16 protein-coding genes and 1 pseudogene are annotated in these 15,934 nt (G+C 65.2%); 2 read left to right on the top strand and 15 right to left on the bottom strand.

Annotated features, from left to right (window positions below; translation table 11 throughout):
* Positions 1–208: 208 nt before the first annotated feature.
* The gene (locus ACYQ47_RS18640) at positions 209–817 is read left to right on the top strand and encodes a Crp/Fnr family transcriptional regulator (protein ID WP_459906387.1); all 609 of its coding nucleotides are present in this window, start codon (positions 209–211) and stop codon (positions 815–817) included.
* Between the two features lie 25 nt (positions 818–842).
* Here the strand turns inward: ACYQ47_RS18640 and ACYQ47_RS18635 are convergent, their stop codons facing one another.
* The 15 genes and pseudogenes from ACYQ47_RS18635 to ACYQ47_RS18565 form a co-directional block, all read right to left on the bottom strand.
* On the bottom strand, positions 843–1,745 hold the full coding sequence (locus ACYQ47_RS18635) for a F0F1 ATP synthase subunit gamma (RefSeq protein ID WP_459906386.1): 903 nt from the start codon (positions 1,743–1,745) through the stop codon (positions 843–845).
* Positions 1,742–3,271 (bottom strand): F0F1 ATP synthase subunit alpha, encoded by a 1,530-nt coding sequence (locus ACYQ47_RS18630; protein WP_459906385.1) that lies wholly within the window; start codon positions 3,269–3,271, stop codon positions 1,742–1,744. Before ACYQ47_RS18630 ends, ACYQ47_RS18635 begins: the two co-directional genes overlap by 4 nt.
* Complete coding sequence (locus ACYQ47_RS18625) at positions 3,252–3,995, bottom strand: F0F1 ATP synthase subunit delta (RefSeq protein WP_459906383.1); 744 nt, start codon at positions 3,993–3,995, stop codon at positions 3,252–3,254. Before ACYQ47_RS18625 ends, ACYQ47_RS18630 begins: the two co-directional genes overlap by 20 nt.
* A gap of 13 nt (positions 3,996–4,008) precedes the next feature.
* Positions 4,009–4,257: a F0F1 ATP synthase subunit C gene (locus ACYQ47_RS18620; RefSeq protein WP_459906382.1), complete on the bottom strand. Its 249-nt coding sequence runs from the start codon at positions 4,255–4,257 to the stop codon at positions 4,009–4,011.
* Positions 4,254–4,952: a F0F1 ATP synthase subunit A gene (locus ACYQ47_RS18615; protein ID WP_309853633.1), complete on the bottom strand. Its 699-nt coding sequence runs from the start codon at positions 4,950–4,952 to the stop codon at positions 4,254–4,256. The genes ACYQ47_RS18620 and ACYQ47_RS18615 overlap by 4 nt, the downstream gene beginning before the upstream one ends.
* Positions 4,949–5,209, bottom strand: coding sequence for an ATP synthase subunit I (locus tag ACYQ47_RS18610; protein ID WP_309853636.1), 261 nt, complete (start codon positions 5,207–5,209; stop codon positions 4,949–4,951). Before ACYQ47_RS18610 ends, ACYQ47_RS18615 begins: the two co-directional genes overlap by 4 nt.
* 2 nt (positions 5,210–5,211) lie before the next feature.
* Positions 5,212–5,526 carry an AtpZ/AtpI family protein gene (locus ACYQ47_RS18605; RefSeq protein ID WP_459906381.1) on the bottom strand — a complete coding sequence of 105 codons (315 nt, stop codon included), beginning with the start codon at positions 5,524–5,526 and terminating at the stop codon, positions 5,212–5,214.
* Entirely contained in the window at positions 5,523–5,981 is a 459-nt protein-coding gene (locus tag ACYQ47_RS18600) for a F0F1 ATP synthase subunit epsilon (RefSeq protein WP_459906380.1), read from the bottom strand. Before ACYQ47_RS18600 ends, ACYQ47_RS18605 begins: the two co-directional genes overlap by 4 nt.
* A pseudogene (atpD, locus tag ACYQ47_RS18595) lies at positions 5,978–7,452 on the bottom strand (F0F1 ATP synthase subunit beta). Before atpD ends, ACYQ47_RS18600 begins: the two are co-directional and overlap by 4 nt.
* Positions 7,449–8,222, bottom strand: a complete 774-nt coding sequence (gene fabI, locus ACYQ47_RS18590; RefSeq protein WP_459906379.1) for an enoyl-ACP reductase FabI — start codon at positions 8,220–8,222, stop codon at positions 7,449–7,451. The pseudogene atpD and the gene fabI overlap by 4 nt, the downstream one beginning before the upstream one ends.
* Positions 8,219–9,412 carry an acetate/propionate family kinase gene (locus ACYQ47_RS18585; RefSeq protein WP_459906378.1) on the bottom strand — a complete coding sequence of 398 codons (1,194 nt, stop codon included), beginning with the start codon at positions 9,410–9,412 and terminating at the stop codon, positions 8,219–8,221. The genes fabI and ACYQ47_RS18585 overlap by 4 nt, the downstream gene beginning before the upstream one ends.
* Complete coding sequence (locus ACYQ47_RS18580; protein ID WP_459906377.1) at positions 9,409–10,815, bottom strand: bifunctional enoyl-CoA hydratase/phosphate acetyltransferase; 1,407 nt, start codon at positions 10,813–10,815, stop codon at positions 9,409–9,411. Before ACYQ47_RS18580 ends, ACYQ47_RS18585 begins: the two co-directional genes overlap by 4 nt.
* A gap of 10 nt (positions 10,816–10,825) precedes the next feature.
* Positions 10,826–12,616 carry a PHA/PHB synthase family protein gene (locus ACYQ47_RS18575; RefSeq protein WP_459906376.1) on the bottom strand — a complete coding sequence of 597 codons (1,791 nt, stop codon included), beginning with the start codon at positions 12,614–12,616 and terminating at the stop codon, positions 10,826–10,828.
* A gap of 207 nt (positions 12,617–12,823) precedes the next feature.
* Complete coding sequence (locus ACYQ47_RS18570) at positions 12,824–13,567, bottom strand: sensor histidine kinase (protein ID WP_459906375.1); 744 nt, start codon at positions 13,565–13,567, stop codon at positions 12,824–12,826.
* A gap of 213 nt (positions 13,568–13,780) precedes the next feature.
* A complete protein-coding gene (locus tag ACYQ47_RS18565; RefSeq protein ID WP_459906374.1) occupies positions 13,781–14,620 on the bottom strand; it encodes a universal stress protein in 840 nt (279 codons plus the stop codon).
* 229 nt (positions 14,621–14,849) lie between these two features.
* Here ACYQ47_RS18565 and ACYQ47_RS18560 point away from each other — a divergent pair, with 229 nt between their 5' ends.
* A complete protein-coding gene (locus ACYQ47_RS18560; RefSeq protein WP_459906373.1) occupies positions 14,850–15,890 on the top strand; it encodes a zinc-dependent alcohol dehydrogenase family protein in 1,041 nt (346 codons plus the stop codon).
* The last annotated feature ends 44 nt before the right edge of the window (positions 15,891–15,934 follow it).

Here is a 15,934-nt window from a genome sequence, read left to right as displayed (position 1 = left end):
CTTCTTCCGAAGCGTCGCGTAAAAGCGAAACTACGGTAATATTCTGAATGAGATAAGCGCATTATTGAGGTTGCGCTCAAGACGCTCTATGGACGATAAGAAGACTGAAGCATCTGCCTATCGACCGTCAATTTTCGCTGCGCCGTTTCGGCGAGATGGCGACGGGTCAGCCGTCGAGCTCCTGTCCGTTGCAGAGCAGGAAGCGTTGATGGAAGTGTCGCGCCTCGTCAGTGTGCGAAGAAACATCGTGCTCTATCCCGAAGGCGGTGAAGCGCGCTTCGTTTATAACGTCGTGAGTGGCGTGGCAGAAACGTATCAGCTTCTTTCGAGCGGTGAGCGCCGAATCACCGCTTTCCTGTTCCCGAGAGATCTGATCGGCCTCAGCGAGAATGGCGTTTATGTTTCGACCGCGCAGGCGCTAACGCCGCTTGTTGCATATCGAATTCCCGTTGAAGCGCTCGAAGCGATCCTCGAACGGAATCCACGGCTCGATATCGGTCTGCTCTGCAAGCTGTGTCACGAACTGCGCCGCTCCCAGCATCACGCGATAACCATCAGTAAAAACGATGCCGCCGCGCGTCTGGCGTCCTTTCTTCTCTGGATCGACCGTGCATACGCGCCTCCCGCTCGAACGGCTGGAGAGCTTATCCTGCCGATGGCTCGACACGATATCGCCGACTACGTGGGCCTGTCCGTCGAATCGGTGAGCCGCGCCCTGCGTTATCTGGAGGCTCAAGGCGCAATCAGACGCAAAGGTCCGCGTCTGATCGCGTTGCTCGATGCGGGAATGCTGGGGAAGCTGGCGGTCGAACACTAGCACTGATTCAACGGCTAGCACTCGTTCAAGTTGGCGGTTCGCCGTCAGTGCGTGGAGACGACTTACGCTGGCCAGCGCTGGCACCCGGATCACCGGCGGAAAGTTCAACTATTTCCGCCGTGATTTCTTCTTGCCGCAAGCGGCGAAAGTCGTCGGTCAATTGGTCGAGCGTATCCCGTACGTGAGTGCGTGCCGCGATCATGGCGCGCATGCGAGCTTCGTTTTCCGCCGCGAACGACAGCATGAGCGCTTCGCACAGTTGGGCGTAGACGTATTCCTCGGCAAGCGTCGCCATCAGGCGGTACGGCGGGAGCGTGACGAGCGGCGCCACGCGGCGCGCAGGCGCGGCAAAGCGCGTGAAGTCGAAAGGCAGCAACGATGTGCGCGCGACATCGAAACCCGCCGACGGCTGCGGTACTGCATGCACGAGCGTCACGCGCTTCGCCAGGCCTTTCTCGAGACGCTCGTACAGCACTTCGGTGATCCGGCTGCCGAGGGCGGCGACTTCGTCAGCGTGGGCGACCATCGGTGCGGACCAGCCAACGGAGAAACCGCGCGTTGCGGCAACTGCGGCGCCACGCCCGCCGATCACGAAGTAGTCGGGCGGCTCCGTACCGGGAACATGCTCCGCTTCCGCGATCATGTGTTCGTTGAAGGCGCCGACGAAGCCCTGCTCCGAACAGATCACGATGACCACATGTCTCTCGCCATCGCTCGGGGCGGGGCCGTCATGCGCGGGCCGGTCGTCGAGCATCAGCGCGTCGCCGATGGCCGAGCCGATCATCGCGGCGCAGGCGCGGATGCCGTCGAGCCGACCGCGCGCTTCCTGCGAACGCGCCGCCGCGATGCCGCGCATTGCGCCGACAACGGATTCCAGTTCGTGCACGCTCGAAATGCGCGCTTCGACCTCGCCGAGTTTGTTGCTCATGGCGAGATGGCTCCGGCAGGCGTCGACAGTTGCGCGGCGAGATCGCGCACAGCGGCGACGAGCGCCTTGCGCGTCGCCTCGTCGAGTGCGCCAGTCGTCACCGTCGCGCTGTGATGCGCATTCAGATGCGCGGCAAGCCGCGCGCGCAAGAGCGGAATGGAGTCGACAGGCAACGCGTCGAACACGCCGTCGTCGAGGGCGGCGAGCAGGGCGATTTCATCGACGGGTCGAAGGCGCGCGAAACGGGGTTGTGTGATCAGCGCGCGGATGCGTTCACCACGCGTAACCTGGGCCTGAACGCGTGCATCGGTGAGACCGCCGAAGCGCGTGAACATTTCCAGCTCCAGGAACTGCGAGTAATCGAGCCTCAAACGCCCGGACACACCCCGCAGCGCGGTGGTCTGCGCCTTGCCGCCGACCCGGCTCACGCTCAGTCCGACATCCACGGCGGGCCGCTGGTTTGCCGCGAACAGACTGGCGTCGAGCACGATCTGCCCGTCGGTGATCGAGATCAGATTGGTGGGAATATACGCTGACAGATTCCCGGCGTCCGTCTCCGCGATCGGCAGCGCGGTGAGCGAGCCGCCGCCCAGTGTTTCCGACAGCTTCGCCGCGCGCTCGAGGAGCCTCGCGTGCAGATAGAAAATGTCGCCGGGATACGCTTCGCGTCCAGGCGGCTCGCGCGTCAACAACGCCAGTTCCCGGTGCGTGGCGGCGTGCCTCGTCAGATCGTCGATGACGACGAGCGCGTGCTGACCCCGGTCGCGAAAGTATTCGGCGATCGTCATGCCGGTGAACGGCGCGATCCATTGCAGACCGGGGGACGCTGCCGCGGACGAAACGACGAACACGCATCGTTCGGGCGCGCCATGCTGGCGTACGGCGTCGATCGCTCGTTGTACCGCCGTCGCCCGCTGGCCGACCGCCACGTACACGCAGATCATGTCCAAGTCTTTCTGATTGATGATCGCATCGAGCGCGATCGAAGTCTTGCCGGTGGCCCGGTCGCCGATGATCAGTTCGCGCTGGCCACGCCCGATCGCGAACAGGGCGTCGATCAGCAAAATGCCCGTCTCCACCGGTTCCGCGACCAGATCGCGTTCGATGATCGCGGGCGCGGGCCGTTCGATCGGCATGCGCGCTGCGGCCGGAACCGCTTCGTCACGATCGAGCGGCCGGCCAAGCGGATCGACCACGCGGCCCAGCAGGCCCGGACCGACCGGCACCTCGACCACTTGCCCCGTGCCGGCGACGCACGAGCCGGCGGCAATCGAATCGCTTTCGTCGAGCAACACGGCGCCGATGGTGTCGGCGTCGAGCGTGAGCGCGAAGCCGAGCAGACCGCCGTCGAAGCGCAGCATTTCGTTGAGCCGGACATCCGGCAGACCCGAAACGAGCGCGATGCCATCGGCGATATGCTCGACGCGGCCTACCGCCTGCGCTTGCGCCGAGAAGCGGGTTTGCGCGAGTGTCGCGCGGCTGCGCGCGAGCCAGTCGTCCGCCGGATCAGGCGTGGTTCGTGTCATGGCCGGGCAGTTCCGTTTGAAGGCGTGCAAGGTCCGCGCGAAAGCTGTTTCGCACGATCGCGTGGGGCGCTTCGAGCTCGAGGCCGGCGATCACTTGCGGATCGACCGATGCTTCGAGCGTGACTTCGCGGCCCAGCGCTTGCGCGAGCACCGCGCGGCAGTGGGCCAGTTCATCGTCATTCAAACCTCGTGCAGCGACGAGCCGAAGGCCGCCGGCATCCAGTTGCGCACGCGTGGTCTGTGGCAACTGGCCGAGCGCGTCGGCGAGACCCTCGACGAATCCATCGACGCGCGCTTGCTGCGGCAAGCGGTCGAGCAGGCGCGCCGCGATGTCGAGCGCGAGTTGCGAGGCGCGCGCTGCGTCGGACCGGGCGGCGTCGCGCCGCATCGCGGCGATTTCATCACGGGCCGCGGCCCGCAGTCGGTCGGCATCGGCGTGCGCCGCGGCTTCGAGCGATGCTTTCAGCGACGCGGCCTCCGCGGTGGCGGCTTCGAGCAGCTCTCCGCGATGTTGCGCTAGTTGCGCCGTCTGGGCCGTGGCCTGCGCCTGGGCATCGGCCGTGGCTGCCTTCGCTGCCGCGGCTTCGTTCATGAGCGAGGCGACGGCCTGCTGGCGTTCGCTGACCATGCGGGCGACCGGTTTGAACAGAAACCGTGCGAGCAGCCAGACAAGGACGAGCGCATTGATGGTTTGCAGGCCGAGCGTCCACCAGTCGATATGCATGAGGGTCTCGCGCCTATCTGATGAACGGATTGGCGAACAGCACCAGCAGCGCGATCACGAGGCAGTAGATAGCCATCGTCTCGATCATCGCGAGGCCCACGAACAGCGTGCGCGAGATGGTGCCGGACGATTCGGGCTGGCGGGCCAGCGCATCCATCGCGGCCGCGACGGCCCGCCCTTCGCCGAGCGCCGGACCGACCGCGCCGAACGATACGGCGATCGCGGCGGCGAGGATGCTGACGACCTGAATTAGATTGTTCATGGTGTGCCTTCTTGTTGATTCGTGGATCGGGGTGCCGCGTCGGCCAGCGCCGCGCCGATGAACACCATCGCGAGCACCGTGAAAATGTAGGCTTGCACGGCGCCGGTCAGCAGATCGAGCGCCATCAGCGGAATCGGCACCAGCAAGCCGGCGAGCGACAGCACGATGCCGACGACGAACACGCCGCTCATCACGTTGCCGAACAGGCGCACGACCAGCGAGAAAGTGCGCGTGATCTGCTCGACGACGTTGAGCGGAATCATGATCCACGTCGGTTCGGCGAACGTCGCGAGATAGCGGGCGAGGCCGCGGCTGCGCACGCCGTAGAAGATCGTCGCGCAGAACACGATCACCGCGAGCGCGGCGTCGGTCTCGATGTGCGCCGTCGGCGGCTCGACGCCCGGCACGAGCGAGGACCAGTTGCCGGTCAGGATGAACAGAAAGAGCGTGCCGACGAGCGAGCGATAGGCGTTCGGATCGGCCTGCATCGTGTCGCGGATCTGATCGTCGACCGTTCCGACCAGCATCTCCAGCACTGTCTGCGCCTTCGAAGGCACAAGGGCAAGACGGCGCGTGAGCAAGGCGGCAAGCGTTCCCAGCAGCACGATGATGACCCACGTTGTGACTACCGGCGCCGACACCGGAACGGGACCGAGATGAAACAGCGCTTGCGTGTCGAGCGGAGAGCGCATCATGAAGACACCCCGATCCGACGAAGCACCACTTGCCGCGCGATCAGCAACCCCGCGGCGCCGGATAGAAGCGCCCACGGCCCGATCCGCGCCAGAGCGAAGAACACCGCCGCCAGCACGCCGAGACGCGCGAGCTGCAACCCGATCGCGATGCCGGGCGTCCCTGCCGTGAGCAGCCGCACGTTCCAGCGCAAGCCCGTGAAATGAATCAGTCCGGCCAGCACGCCGACGGACAGACCGATTGCGATTTGAGTGGTCATCGTCACCTCCTTGTTTGGCGATGCATCCATTTCCATGCGAACCACAGTCCAGCCGCCGCCCCGATCATCAGAAGCGGTGCGGAGAAAAACACGCCGGTGCCGAAACGGCGGTCCAGCCAACGGCCGAGCAAGAGCGCGAGGAGCGTCGGCATCACGATCGTCCAGCCGAGGATGCCGATCTGACCGAGGCGCGCGCCGAGCGAAGGCTCGGGTTCCTCGCGTGCCTCGCGCTCTCGCTCCGTGGCGCGACGGGCCGCGCGCGCCATCCGTTCGGTGGACGGATCGGAGGGTTCGACTGGTTCTTGCTCGCGACTCATGGCGCTTCCGGGCCTGTTCCCCGGCTGTCTTCGCGCAACGCGATCGCCGCGCCCGGGCGAAGATGCCGCAGAAGTTGTCTAACCGCCTGCGCGTGAAGTCGCGTCTGCTCGACGCGAGCGCGCCGCGCTGCGTCGAGGCGCTTCGCGCGCGCGGCTTCGACCCGGGCTGCGAGAGCGGCGAGCGTATCGCCTCGAACCCCGCCGCGGCATGCGATCGTCACATCGCGGCGGCCGGACACGCGAAGGACACCGCCTTCCACCGCACAGAAATGCGGCGCGCCATCTGTGCCATGCCAGCGGATCACGCCGGGCACGAGCACGGTCAGGAAATCGGCATGGCCGGGCAAGATGCCGAAGCTGCCGCTTTCGTCCTCCGCGCGCAGCGCCACCACATCGGGGCTGTCGGCCAGCACGGCGTCCGGCGTGGCGATGGTCAGGCGCAGCGATCCGCTCATGGCGCAGCACCCGCGGCCACGCCCGGCGTCGCTGCGCGCGATGCATCTTCCCGCGCGCGCGCCTCGTCCAGCGTGCCTACCATGTAGAGCGAACTTTCCTGCCATGTGTCGCACTTGCCGGACAGGATGGCCTCGCAGCCGGCGAGCGTCTCGGCGATCGAGACCGAGCGTCCGGGCACGCCCGTAATCGCCTCGGTGACGGCGAACGGCTGCGTCAGAAAGCGCTGCAGGCGTCGCGCGCGGCCCACGATGCGGCGGTCGTCCGCGCCCAATTCGTCCACGCCCAGCAACGAGATGACGTCCTGCAACTCGCGATAATGCTCGATGGTTCTCCGCACTTCGATAGCGATCGCCGCATGCGTTTCCCCTACGACGAGCGGATCGAGCAGCACCGACGACGACGCGATCGGATCGATCGCCGGGTACATGCCTTCGGCGGCCATCGAACGCGACAGCACGACCATGCTGTCGACATGCGCGGCGATGGTGGTCACGGCGGGGTCGGTGAAATCGTCGGCAGGCACGTAGACGGCTTCGATCGCGGTAACCGATACGTCTCCGACCGACACGATGCGCTCCTGCAACGCGGCGACTTCGCTCGCCAGCGTCGGCTGATAACCGACCCGCGACGGCAGCCGTCCGAGCAGGCCGGACACTTCCGCGCCCGCCTGAACGAAGCGAAACACGTTGTCCATCAACAGCAGCACGTTCTGGTGGCGCTCGTCGCGAAAGTATTCGGCGACCGTGAGCGCGGTCAGCGGCACGCGCCAGCGCGCGCCCGGCGGCTCGTTCATTTGCCCGTAGACGAGCACGGTGCGCGGTAATACGCCCGAGCCGCGCATGTCGAGCAGCATTTCATGGCCCTCGCGCGATCGCTCGCCGACCCCGGCGAAGACCGAGATGCCCTGATAGCGCTCGACCATCGCGTGGATCAGTTCCATCACCAGCACCGTCTTGCCGACGCCCGCGCCGCCGAACATGGCCGCCTTGCCGCCTTGCCGCCCTGCGCGAGCGGCGTGAGCAGATCGATGATCTTGATGCCGGTGGCGAAGATCTGCGTGGCCGCCCCCTGTGACGACAGTGGCGGCGGCCGGCGATGGATCGGGCGTCGCGGCACGTCGGCGGGGAGAGGCTCGCCGCGATCGCCCGGCGTGCCGGTGACGTCGATCAGGCGGCCGAGCATGGCTTCGCCGACCGGCACCTGAATCGGGCCGCCCGCGCAGCGAACCGGCGCGCCGCGCCGCAAGCCATTGGTGGAATGCAGCGCGAGCGCACGCACCGTGCATTCGTCCAGGTGCGCTTGCACCTCGGCGATGATGGGCGGCCCGCTATCCGCGTCGATCGAAAGCGACTCTTCGATGAGCGGCAGCGCCGCGGTATCGAAGGCGACGTCGATTACCGCTCCGCGCACCGCGATCACGCGACCGCTTGCCGCCGAGCCGGAATCGGATGGTTCTCGAGCCATGGTCATGCGGTGATGTGGAAACCGGCGTCCGCGTAGATCGTGGAACCGGTCAGCGTCATGGCCGCGTCGCTTGCCAGCACCGCGGCGATCCGTCCGATCTCGTCGATGGTGACGAGGTGCTGCGCCGGCGTATGCGCGCGAACGTCGTCGAGCAGCGCGTCGAAATGGTCGATGCCAGATGCCGCGCGCGTCTTCACGGCGCCCGCGGAAATGGCATGCACATGGATACGGCGCGCGGCCAGATCGGCGGCGAGATAACGCACGCTCGATTCGAGCGCCGCCTTCACGGGACCCATCACGTTATAGTGATCGACCGCGCGCTCGGCGCCATAGAAGCTCACGGTCATGAGGCTGCCGCTGTCGGACATCAACGGCAGGGCGAGCTTCGCCATGCGGATGAATGAATGACATGACACCGCCATGGCGAGCGCGAAGCCATCGGCCGGGCAGTCGATGAGGTTCGCGTGCAATGCGTCGGCGCTCGCGTAGGCGATCGAATGAAGCAGGAAATCGAGCCTGCCCCAGTCATGGGTCAGGCGCTCGAACACTGCTTCCATTTGACCGAAAACCGCGACGTCGCAAGGCAGCACGATGGACGCCCCGAGCGCCTGCGCAACGGGTTCGACGAAGGGCCTCGCCTTCTCGTTGAGATACGTCACGGCGATCTCCGCTCCCGCGTTCCGAAACATTCTGGCGCAGCCGGTGGCGATGCTGTGTTCATTGGCGATGCCGACCACGAGCCCGCGCTTGCCTGTCAGATCGATGACCGGATTCATTTGATGGACTCCTCGCGATGGTGAACGGCCACGGTTTCGTCGGCGATGATCTGTTCTTCGTCGGTCGGCATCACCAGCACCGTCACTCGGCTGCGCGCGCTGCTGATGACGCGTGCGTTGCCGGCATTGGACTTCGGATCGAGTTCGACGCCGAGCCACGCGAGCCGCTCGCACACGGCGCTGCGCACCTGCGGCTGATATTCACCGATGCCCGCGGTGAACACGAAGGTGTCGATACCGCCGAGCGTCGCCGCGAGACGCGCCGCTTCGCCCGCGATGCGAAAGGCGAAGAGCGCCAGCGCCTCGCGGGCTTCCGGCCGATCGCTCGCCTGCAATTCGCGGCTGTCCGCGCTGATGCCCGATACGCCGAGCAGCCCGGATTGCCGGTACAGCATATTCTCGACCGCGTCCACGGCCATGCGCCGCTGCTCGAGCAGATGCAGCACGACGCCGGCGTCGAGCGCGCCGCAGCGCGTCGCCATCGGAATGCCCTCGAGCGTCGAAAAGCCCATGCTGCTGTCCCGGCTGATGCCCGCATCGAAAGCCGCGAGGCTCGCGCCGCTGCCCAGATGAGCCGCGATCACCTTGCCACGCGCCAGGCGCGGGAACGTCTGCGCCAGCCGCTCCGTGACGAACCGGTACGAAAGACCATGAAAGCCGTACCGCTTGATGCCTTCATCGAACAACGCGCGAGGAAGCGCGAAGCGGCGCACGAGGTCGGTCTGCATCGCGTGAAACGCGGTATCGAACGAGGCCGACTGCAGAAGGCGCGGCCGCAGATGCCGGATCGCGCGGATCAGCCGCACGCTTTGCGGCTGATGCAGCGGCGCGAGCGGTATCAGCGCGGTGATCGCGGCAAGCGCGTCGTCGTCGATCGCGACCGGTCCCGTGAAACGATCGCCTCCATGCACGACGCGATGGCCGACGGACGCGAGATCGTCGAGCGCGAAATGCGTGGCGAACCAGCCGAGCGTTTCGTCGAGGACATTGTGCAAGTCTTCCGTGACGCGCGAAGTCAGCGCGATGTCGGTGCGCTCGCCGTCTTTCGTGAGATGCAGGCGCAGCGGCGTCTCACGAAAGTCGATCGTGGCCTGTCCCATTCGCTCCGCCACGCCGGACGGCACGCGAAACAGCCCGATCTTGATCGTCGACGAGCCGGGATTGAAGGTCAGCAGAAGCGGCGCACTCATGATGTCCGCGCGCCTCCTTGAGCGCGTTCGAACGCGAGTTTCGCTAGCGCGGCGGATGCGAGGCGCACGCGCAGGCTGTCGGCGCGGCTCGTGAGAATGATCGGCAGGCGTGCGCCGAGCACGATGCCCGCTGCATCAGCGCCCGCGAAATACACCAGTTGCTTGGCCAGAATGTTGCCGGCTTCCAGATCGGGCGCCAGCAGAATGTCGGCATGTCCGGCGACGGGAGAGTCGATGCCCTTGACCTGCGCCGCCTCCGCGCTGATCGCGTTGTCGAACGCGAGCGGGCCGTCTACCCACGCGCCCGTGATCTGTCCGCGCGCCGCCATGACGGTAAGCGCGGCCGCATCGAGCGTGGTGGGCATTCTCGGATTGACGGTCTCTTCCGCCGCGAGGACGGCGACGCGCGGCTTCTCGACGCCCAGCAGATGCATCAGGTCGATCGCGTTCTGGCAGATGTCGCGCTTCTGGTCGAGCGACGGCGCGATATTGACTGCGGCATCGGTGACCAGCAGCGGTTTCGCATAGGCGGGAATGTCCATCGCATAGACATGGCTGATCCTGCGATCCGTGCGCAGCCCGGACCCCGATGCGACCACGGCCGAGAGCAGTTCATCGGTATGCAGGCTGCCTTTCATCAATGCGCCGATCTTCCCCGACACGCCCAGTTCGACCGCGCGCGCGGCGGCCGCATGGCTGTGCTCGACCGGTTCGATATCGACGCCTTCTAGACTGAGTCCCGCAGCATCGGCAATGGCGCGAATCCGGGGTTCTGGTCCGATCAGGATGGGATCGAGCAGCCCCTGGTCGCGCGCTTCCAGCGCCGCACCGATGGCATCGTCCGAGCAGGGATGAACGATTGCAGTGCGCAACGACGGCCGCTGCCGCGCCTCGCGGATGAACGCTTCATAGCGGTAATGCCGGCGCACGCCCACTTCCGGGCGCGGCATGGACGGCCACGCGATCGGCGCGGCGGGCGCGATCACCGTGGCGACGCCCAGCAGCACCACCTCGCCTTTCTGGTTCGTGCAGCGCGTGTCGAGCAGCACGATGCGCTTCTCGGCGCGCTTTTCCGTGACCGTCACGGTAGCGGTGATGGTGTCGCCCGGCGTGACCGGATGGCGGAACTGAAGTGTCTGATCGAGATAGATGGTGCCCGGGCCCGGCAGTCGCGTGCCGAGCAGCGCGGAAATCAGCGCGCCGGTCCACATGCCGTGCACGACCACATGGCCGAACAGATTGGTCGCGGCGAAGGACGCATCCATGTGCGCGGGGTTGACGTCGCCCGACATCGCGGCGAAGAGGTCGATGTCGTTCTGCCCGGCGGTGCGCACGATCGAAGCCGATTCGCCGATCGCGAGCTCGTCGAAGGTCCGGTTGCGCATGAGCATGTCGTCGTTCATGGCATGGCTCCTAGGACTGGAAGACATAGGTGCCGGGCGCGTCGGCGAGCGTTGCGGCGTCGTCGCTTCCCCCCATGGCGGGCGGCGCGATGCGCTTCGGTCCGGAGTGCGCGGCGAGCCAGTCGGTCCACGCGAGCCACCACGAGCCCTCCTGCGTCGGAGCGACCGCCATCCATGCCTCGGGATCCATGCGCAGATCGCCCGCTGCTGTGTGCTTCAACCTGAAGTGGCGATGGGGATGCCCCGGCTCGCTGACGATCCCGGCATTGTGTCCGCCGCTCGTCAGCACGAAGGTGATGTCGGTATCCGAGAGATTGTGGATCTTGAATACCGAGTGCCACGGCGCGATGTGATCGCGTTCCGTGCCGACCACGAACATCGGCGTGCGAATATCGCGGATCGAGACGGGCCGCCCGTCGACCCGATATCGACCGCATGCAAGATCGTTGTCGAGAAACAGCTTGCGCAGATATTCGGAATGCATGCGATAGGGCATGCGCGTGGCGTCGGCGTTCCATGCCATCAGGTCGATCATCGGCGCTCGCACGCCAAGCAAATAGTTGTGAACGACGCGCGACCAGACGAGGTCGTTCGACTGCAGCAACTGGAAGGCGCCGGACATCTGATCGGCCGTGAGATAGCCCTCCGACCACATCATGCTTTCGAGGAAATAGACTTCGCTGTCGTCGATGAAAAGTTGCAGCTCGCCCGGCTCGCTGAAATCGGTTTGCGCGGCGAACAGCGAGACTGATGCGAGCCGCTCGTCGCCCGCGCCAGCCATCGCCGCGGCGGCAATCGCAAGCAGGGTGCCGCCCAAACAGTAGCCCGTGGCGTGGATACGCCGCCCCGGCACGATTGCCGAGATGCTGTCGAGCGCGGCCATCACGCCGAGTCGCCGATAGTCGTCGAGGCCGATGTCCCGGTCTTGCGCGCCGACGTTGCGCCATGAGATGCAAAACACCGTGTAGCCCTGTCCCACCAGATAGCGGATCAGCGAGTTGCGCGGCGACAGGTCGAGAATGTAGTACTTCATGATCCACGCGGGCACGATCAGCACCGGCTCGCCGAGCACTTTGGCCGTTGCCGGGCTGTACTGAATCAGTTCGATCAAATGGTTGCGAAACACGACCTTGCCGGGCGTGACGGCCAAATCGACACCGACCTTGAACTGATCCACGCCTGCGGGCTGCTGCCCGGCCACCTGACGCAGAACGTCTTCCACCGCGTTGCCGGCGCCTTGCAGAAGGCTCATGCCGAAAGTCGAAGCGGCTCGCTCGAAGACCTCCGGATTCGTCGACGAGAAGTTCGTCGGCGCGAAGATGTCGAGCCATTGGCGCGCGACGAACGAGACAACATCCTCGTGATGACGCGTCGTACCGGGCACGTCACGGGTCGCCGTGTTCCACCATTGTTCCGCGAGCAGAAAGCTCTGCTGCCACAGGCGGTACGGTTCCGTCTGCCATGCAAGAGCGGTGAAGCGGTTATCGCCCGGCGTGGCGTCGACGAGCGGCGCGACATAAAGCCCGGCTGCGACGTCACGCACGTAGTCGATGATACTCCTGGCGTTCTGCATGGCGAGCGCAGCCAGTTCCATGCGCTTGCCGGGCGCAGTGGCGAGATGGATGGACCAGTCCGCGAGCGCCAGCGTCAGTGCTGCCGGCGACAGTCCTGCCGTCGTTCGGGCGATCATTGCTTCCTTCGCATGATCCAGCGCCCGAAACGGTGCTTCAGGCTCGCTGCGCCGTGTATCTTCGTGAACCAAGGCGTTCCCCGGCGGGGCGGAACTGAGACGGGCATCCATTCGTCGTTTCCTGTCGTTCTGGAATACTGGAGAGGTCTTGCCATGCTCGCGTGCGCGCTCTGACCGATTCTTTGAGACCGGCCGATGGCGGTTGACATCGCGCACCGTGCACTATGTTGCGCTGCGAGAGAAAATGTAGCGACTTGCGAAGACGGTGGCGTTGACGCAAGTCAACGATTGCGGCGAAGCGGTTCGTCGCGTCGGTTCTTACCTTTGCGCGAGGGGTGAAATCGGTGAAGAGACCGCATCCTCCGTGGATGGAATCGGGAAGGCGAGATGCACGCGAAAACCGCGGCTCGGCGCGCTGTCGAGCGACAGCGTGCCTTTAATTTCATCGGCGCGCTCGCGCATGCCGATCAGCCCCAGCGAGCTTCCATCGTCCAGCAGGGAAAGCGCTGTTCCTTGCCCGTTGTCGGAAATATGCAGGATGCCGATGTTTCCAGCACGTTTCAGATCGATGGTGACCTTGCCGGCACACGCATGCCGTGCGACGTTGGTCAAAGCCTCCTGCACGATATGAAACAAGTTTTCGTCGGCACTCGGTTCGAGGCTGAGGTCATCGGTGCTGAAGCGGGCCTCGACGTCGATGCCATACCGTTGCACGAACTCTTCGACGAGTCTTTCGAGCGCGGCGGCGAGTCCCAGCGTCTCGAAGGCAAGAGGACGCATGCCGCTTGCAATACGCCGCAGCGACGCAACCGTCAAGTCGATGAGGCATTCCATATCTCTGACGCGCGTCGATGCCGGAGCGGTGATGATGCCGCTTTGGCAAAGCAGCTTCTCGAGGTCCGCAAGCGCCATCTTGAGCGCGGTGAGATTCTGTCCAAGATCGTCATGAAGCTCCCGCGCGATGCGCTTGCGTTCGTCTTCGCGCGCCGCCTGTATGGAAATCGCCGGCTCTTGCGTTCGCGGCTTCTGCTCTTGCTGGATCGAATCTTCCCTGTCGTTCATTCGTTTCCTCGACGCGCGCCGAAGTGAGCGGGAACCGGGTGCCACAATGGCCGGCTCTCCGGGCAGGTCATTGTGGCTGGAACGAACTCGAAGAAACACTGACGCAAATCAAAAATGGCCCCAGTGATCGGGGGACATTCGATAGGGACCGGTCTATCGTTTCGTGATGCAGGCGGCCGCGTCCGCTCTCAACTGGATTGGCGAACCGGCCGATCAGTGAGACATGAGCACAGGAACGGTCATCGACGCGAGGAGCGTTCGCGTGACGCCGCCGAGCACAAGTTCCTGCCAGCGCGCGTGACCATGGCCGCCCATCACCACCAGGTCCGCATTCAGATCGGCCGCGCGGGAGAGCAGTAACTCGCCGGCTGAGGCATCGGTCGCGCCGACGCTCGGCGAGATCTCGGCCTTCACGCCGTGCCGCGCGAGGCATACCGCGATATCCGCGCCGGGAATGCGCTCGCCATGCGCTCCGCCCCGGTCCGTACCGATTCTGACAATCGACACGCGCTCGGCCGTCTTGAGCAAGGGCATTGCGTCGTGAACGGCTCGGGCCGCTTCGCGACTGCCGTTCCAGGCGATCATCGGATGTCGGCCGGGCTCGGCGAAAAAGCCCGTGTAGGGAAGGAGCAGGACCGGACGCCCGGAAGACAGGATGAGTGTCTCCGGAAAATGATCGCCGACATAGGCTTCTGCATCTCCCGGATCGTCCTGGCTCGCAACTACCAGATCCGCGCAGCGCGCGAGACGCGGCACCACGACGTTCGCAGGCTCGGTCGTTTCGATCCATTCGCCGGGCACGCCCGCGCGCTTCAACTCCGCGTGAAACAGCCGCTCGATCGCGCCGCGTCTTTCGCGCCGCATGGCTGCGTGCTGCTCGTAATACCCGGCGGTGCCCGCCATGACTTCGAACGCGCGCGGGTCGGGTTGGAAGATCGCGAATAGTCCGACGATGTGTGCGTCGAAGCGCTTCGCGAGCTGCAAGGCGGTTTCCAGCCTCGGATGCGCACGCACGCTGGTGTCGAGATGCACGAGAACAGTCTTATAGCTCATCTCGTCACTCCTTGAACCGAAGGGCAAGCAAGTGAACACGTCGATTGCACGGATCCTCACAGCCAATGAGTCTAGAGACGCGGCGCGGCGATCCGGTTGATGCAGGTCAACGGCGCGGCGCTTCGTCGCCGTGGTCCGCTTCCGTTGACTCAGGTCAATCGCCGATGCCGGCCCGGGTCATACAATGGTCGCGTCGACGCAACGTCATGCGCTCACGAGGAGTTCGAAGATGAAAGCACTTGTCTATCATGGCCCGGGGAAAAAGTCGCTCGACGAGCGCCCCGTTCCGAAGCTCGCCAACGCCACGGATGCGATCGTGCGCGTGACGCGAACGACCATCTGCGGCACCGATCTGCACATCCTCAAGGGCGACGTGCCGAGCTGCGAGCCCGGCCGCGTGCTCGGACACGAGGGTGTCGGCATCGTCGAAGAAGTGGGCGCGGCCGTCGCCGCATTCAAGCCGGGCGATCACGTGCTGATATCGTGCATCTCCTCTTGCGGCAAGTGCGCGGCATGCCGACGCGGCATGTATTCGCATTGCGCGACGGGCGGCTGGATACTCGGCAATCGCATCGACGGCACGCAGGCCGAGTATGTTCGCATTCCGCATGCCGATACGAGCCTTTACCCGATCCCGCCCGGTGTGGAAGAAGAGGCGCTCGTCATGCTGTCGGATATTCTTCCGACGGGCTTCGAATGCGGGGTGCTCAATGGCCGCGTGCAGCCCGGCAGCACGGTCGCGATCGTAGGCGCTGGGCCGATCGGTCTTGCCGCCTTGCTCACCGCGCAGTTCTATGCGCCGGCGCAGATCATCATGATCGATCGCGACAAGCATCGTCTTGATGTGGCGCGCACTTTCGGTGCGACCGCGTGCATCGATATCGGGCCGACGGAACCCGTCGCAGAAGTCTTGCGCCTGACGGATGGCGCGGGCGTGGATTGCGCCGTGGAAGCGGTCGGTGTGCCTTCGACCTTCGAGTTGTGCCAGTCGATCATCGCGGCAGGCGGGACCGTCGCGAACGTGGGCGTGCATGGCGCGAAAGCCGATCTGCATCTCGAAACGCTGTGGGACCGCAACGTCACCATCACCACGCGGCTCGTCGATACGGTGAGCACGCCCATGCTGCTCAAGACGGTGCGCGCGGGCCGCCTGGTTCCGCAGCGGCTCATCACGCACCGCTTCAGGCTGGATGACGTGCTGGACGCGTATGCGACCTTCAGCAACGCGGCGGAGACTCGAGCGCTCAAGGTCCTGATCGAGGTCTCGTGAACCGCCCGAAGCGACGCACTCGGCAGAAGGCGAGAGCAAACGGA

It is taken from the genome of Caballeronia sp. HLA56 (genome assembly GCF_054655155.1).
Note: the sequence above shows the minus strand (reverse complement) of the source record. Positions and strands in the feature narration are given on the sequence as shown.

Excerpts from the sequence above, each read along its gene's own strand:
- ACYQ47_RS18600 (WP_459906380.1), bottom strand. The coding sequence starts at position 5,981 with ATGAGCGGATCGCTGCGCCTGACCATCGCCACGCCGGACGCCGTGCTG.
- ACYQ47_RS18640 (WP_459906387.1), top strand. The coding sequence starts at position 209 with ATGGAAGTGTCGCGCCTCGTCAGTGTGCGAAGAAACATCGTGCTCTAT.
- ACYQ47_RS18580 (WP_459906377.1), bottom strand. The coding sequence starts at position 10,815 with ATGAACGACGACATGCTCATGCGCAACCGGACCTTCGACGAGCTCGCG.
- ACYQ47_RS18560 (WP_459906373.1), top strand. The coding sequence starts at position 14,850 with ATGAAAGCACTTGTCTATCATGGCCCGGGGAAAAAGTCGCTCGACGAG.
- ACYQ47_RS18635 (WP_459906386.1), bottom strand. The coding sequence starts at position 1,745 with ATGAGCAACAAACTCGGCGAGGTCGAAGCGCGCATTTCGAGCGTGCAC.
- ACYQ47_RS18565 (WP_459906374.1), bottom strand. The coding sequence starts at position 14,620 with ATGAGCTATAAGACTGTTCTCGTGCATCTCGACACCAGCGTGCGTGCG.
- ACYQ47_RS18610 (WP_309853636.1), bottom strand. The coding sequence starts at position 5,209 with ATGACCACTCAAATCGCAATCGGTCTGTCCGTCGGCGTGCTGGCCGGA.
- ACYQ47_RS18630 (WP_459906385.1), bottom strand. The coding sequence starts at position 3,271 with ATGACACGAACCACGCCTGATCCGGCGGACGACTGGCTCGCGCGCAGC.
- ACYQ47_RS18605 (WP_459906381.1), bottom strand. The coding sequence starts at position 5,526 with ATGAGTCGCGAGCAAGAACCAGTCGAACCCTCCGATCCGTCCACCGAA.
- fabI (WP_459906379.1), bottom strand. The coding sequence starts at position 8,222 with ATGAATCCGGTCATCGATCTGACAGGCAAGCGCGGGCTCGTGGTCGGC.
- ACYQ47_RS18575 (WP_459906376.1), bottom strand. The coding sequence starts at position 12,616 with ATGGATGCCCGTCTCAGTTCCGCCCCGCCGGGGAACGCCTTGGTTCAC.
- ACYQ47_RS18625 (WP_459906383.1), bottom strand. The coding sequence starts at position 3,995 with ATGCATATCGACTGGTGGACGCTCGGCCTGCAAACCATCAATGCGCTC.
- ACYQ47_RS18615 (WP_309853633.1), bottom strand. The coding sequence starts at position 4,952 with ATGATGCGCTCTCCGCTCGACACGCAAGCGCTGTTTCATCTCGGTCCC.
- ACYQ47_RS18570 (WP_459906375.1), bottom strand. The coding sequence starts at position 13,567 with ATGAACGACAGGGAAGATTCGATCCAGCAAGAGCAGAAGCCGCGAACG.
- ACYQ47_RS18585 (WP_459906378.1), bottom strand. The coding sequence starts at position 9,412 with ATGAGTGCGCCGCTTCTGCTGACCTTCAATCCCGGCTCGTCGACGATC.
- ACYQ47_RS18620 (WP_459906382.1), bottom strand. The coding sequence starts at position 4,257 with ATGAACAATCTAATTCAGGTCGTCAGCATCCTCGCCGCCGCGATCGCC.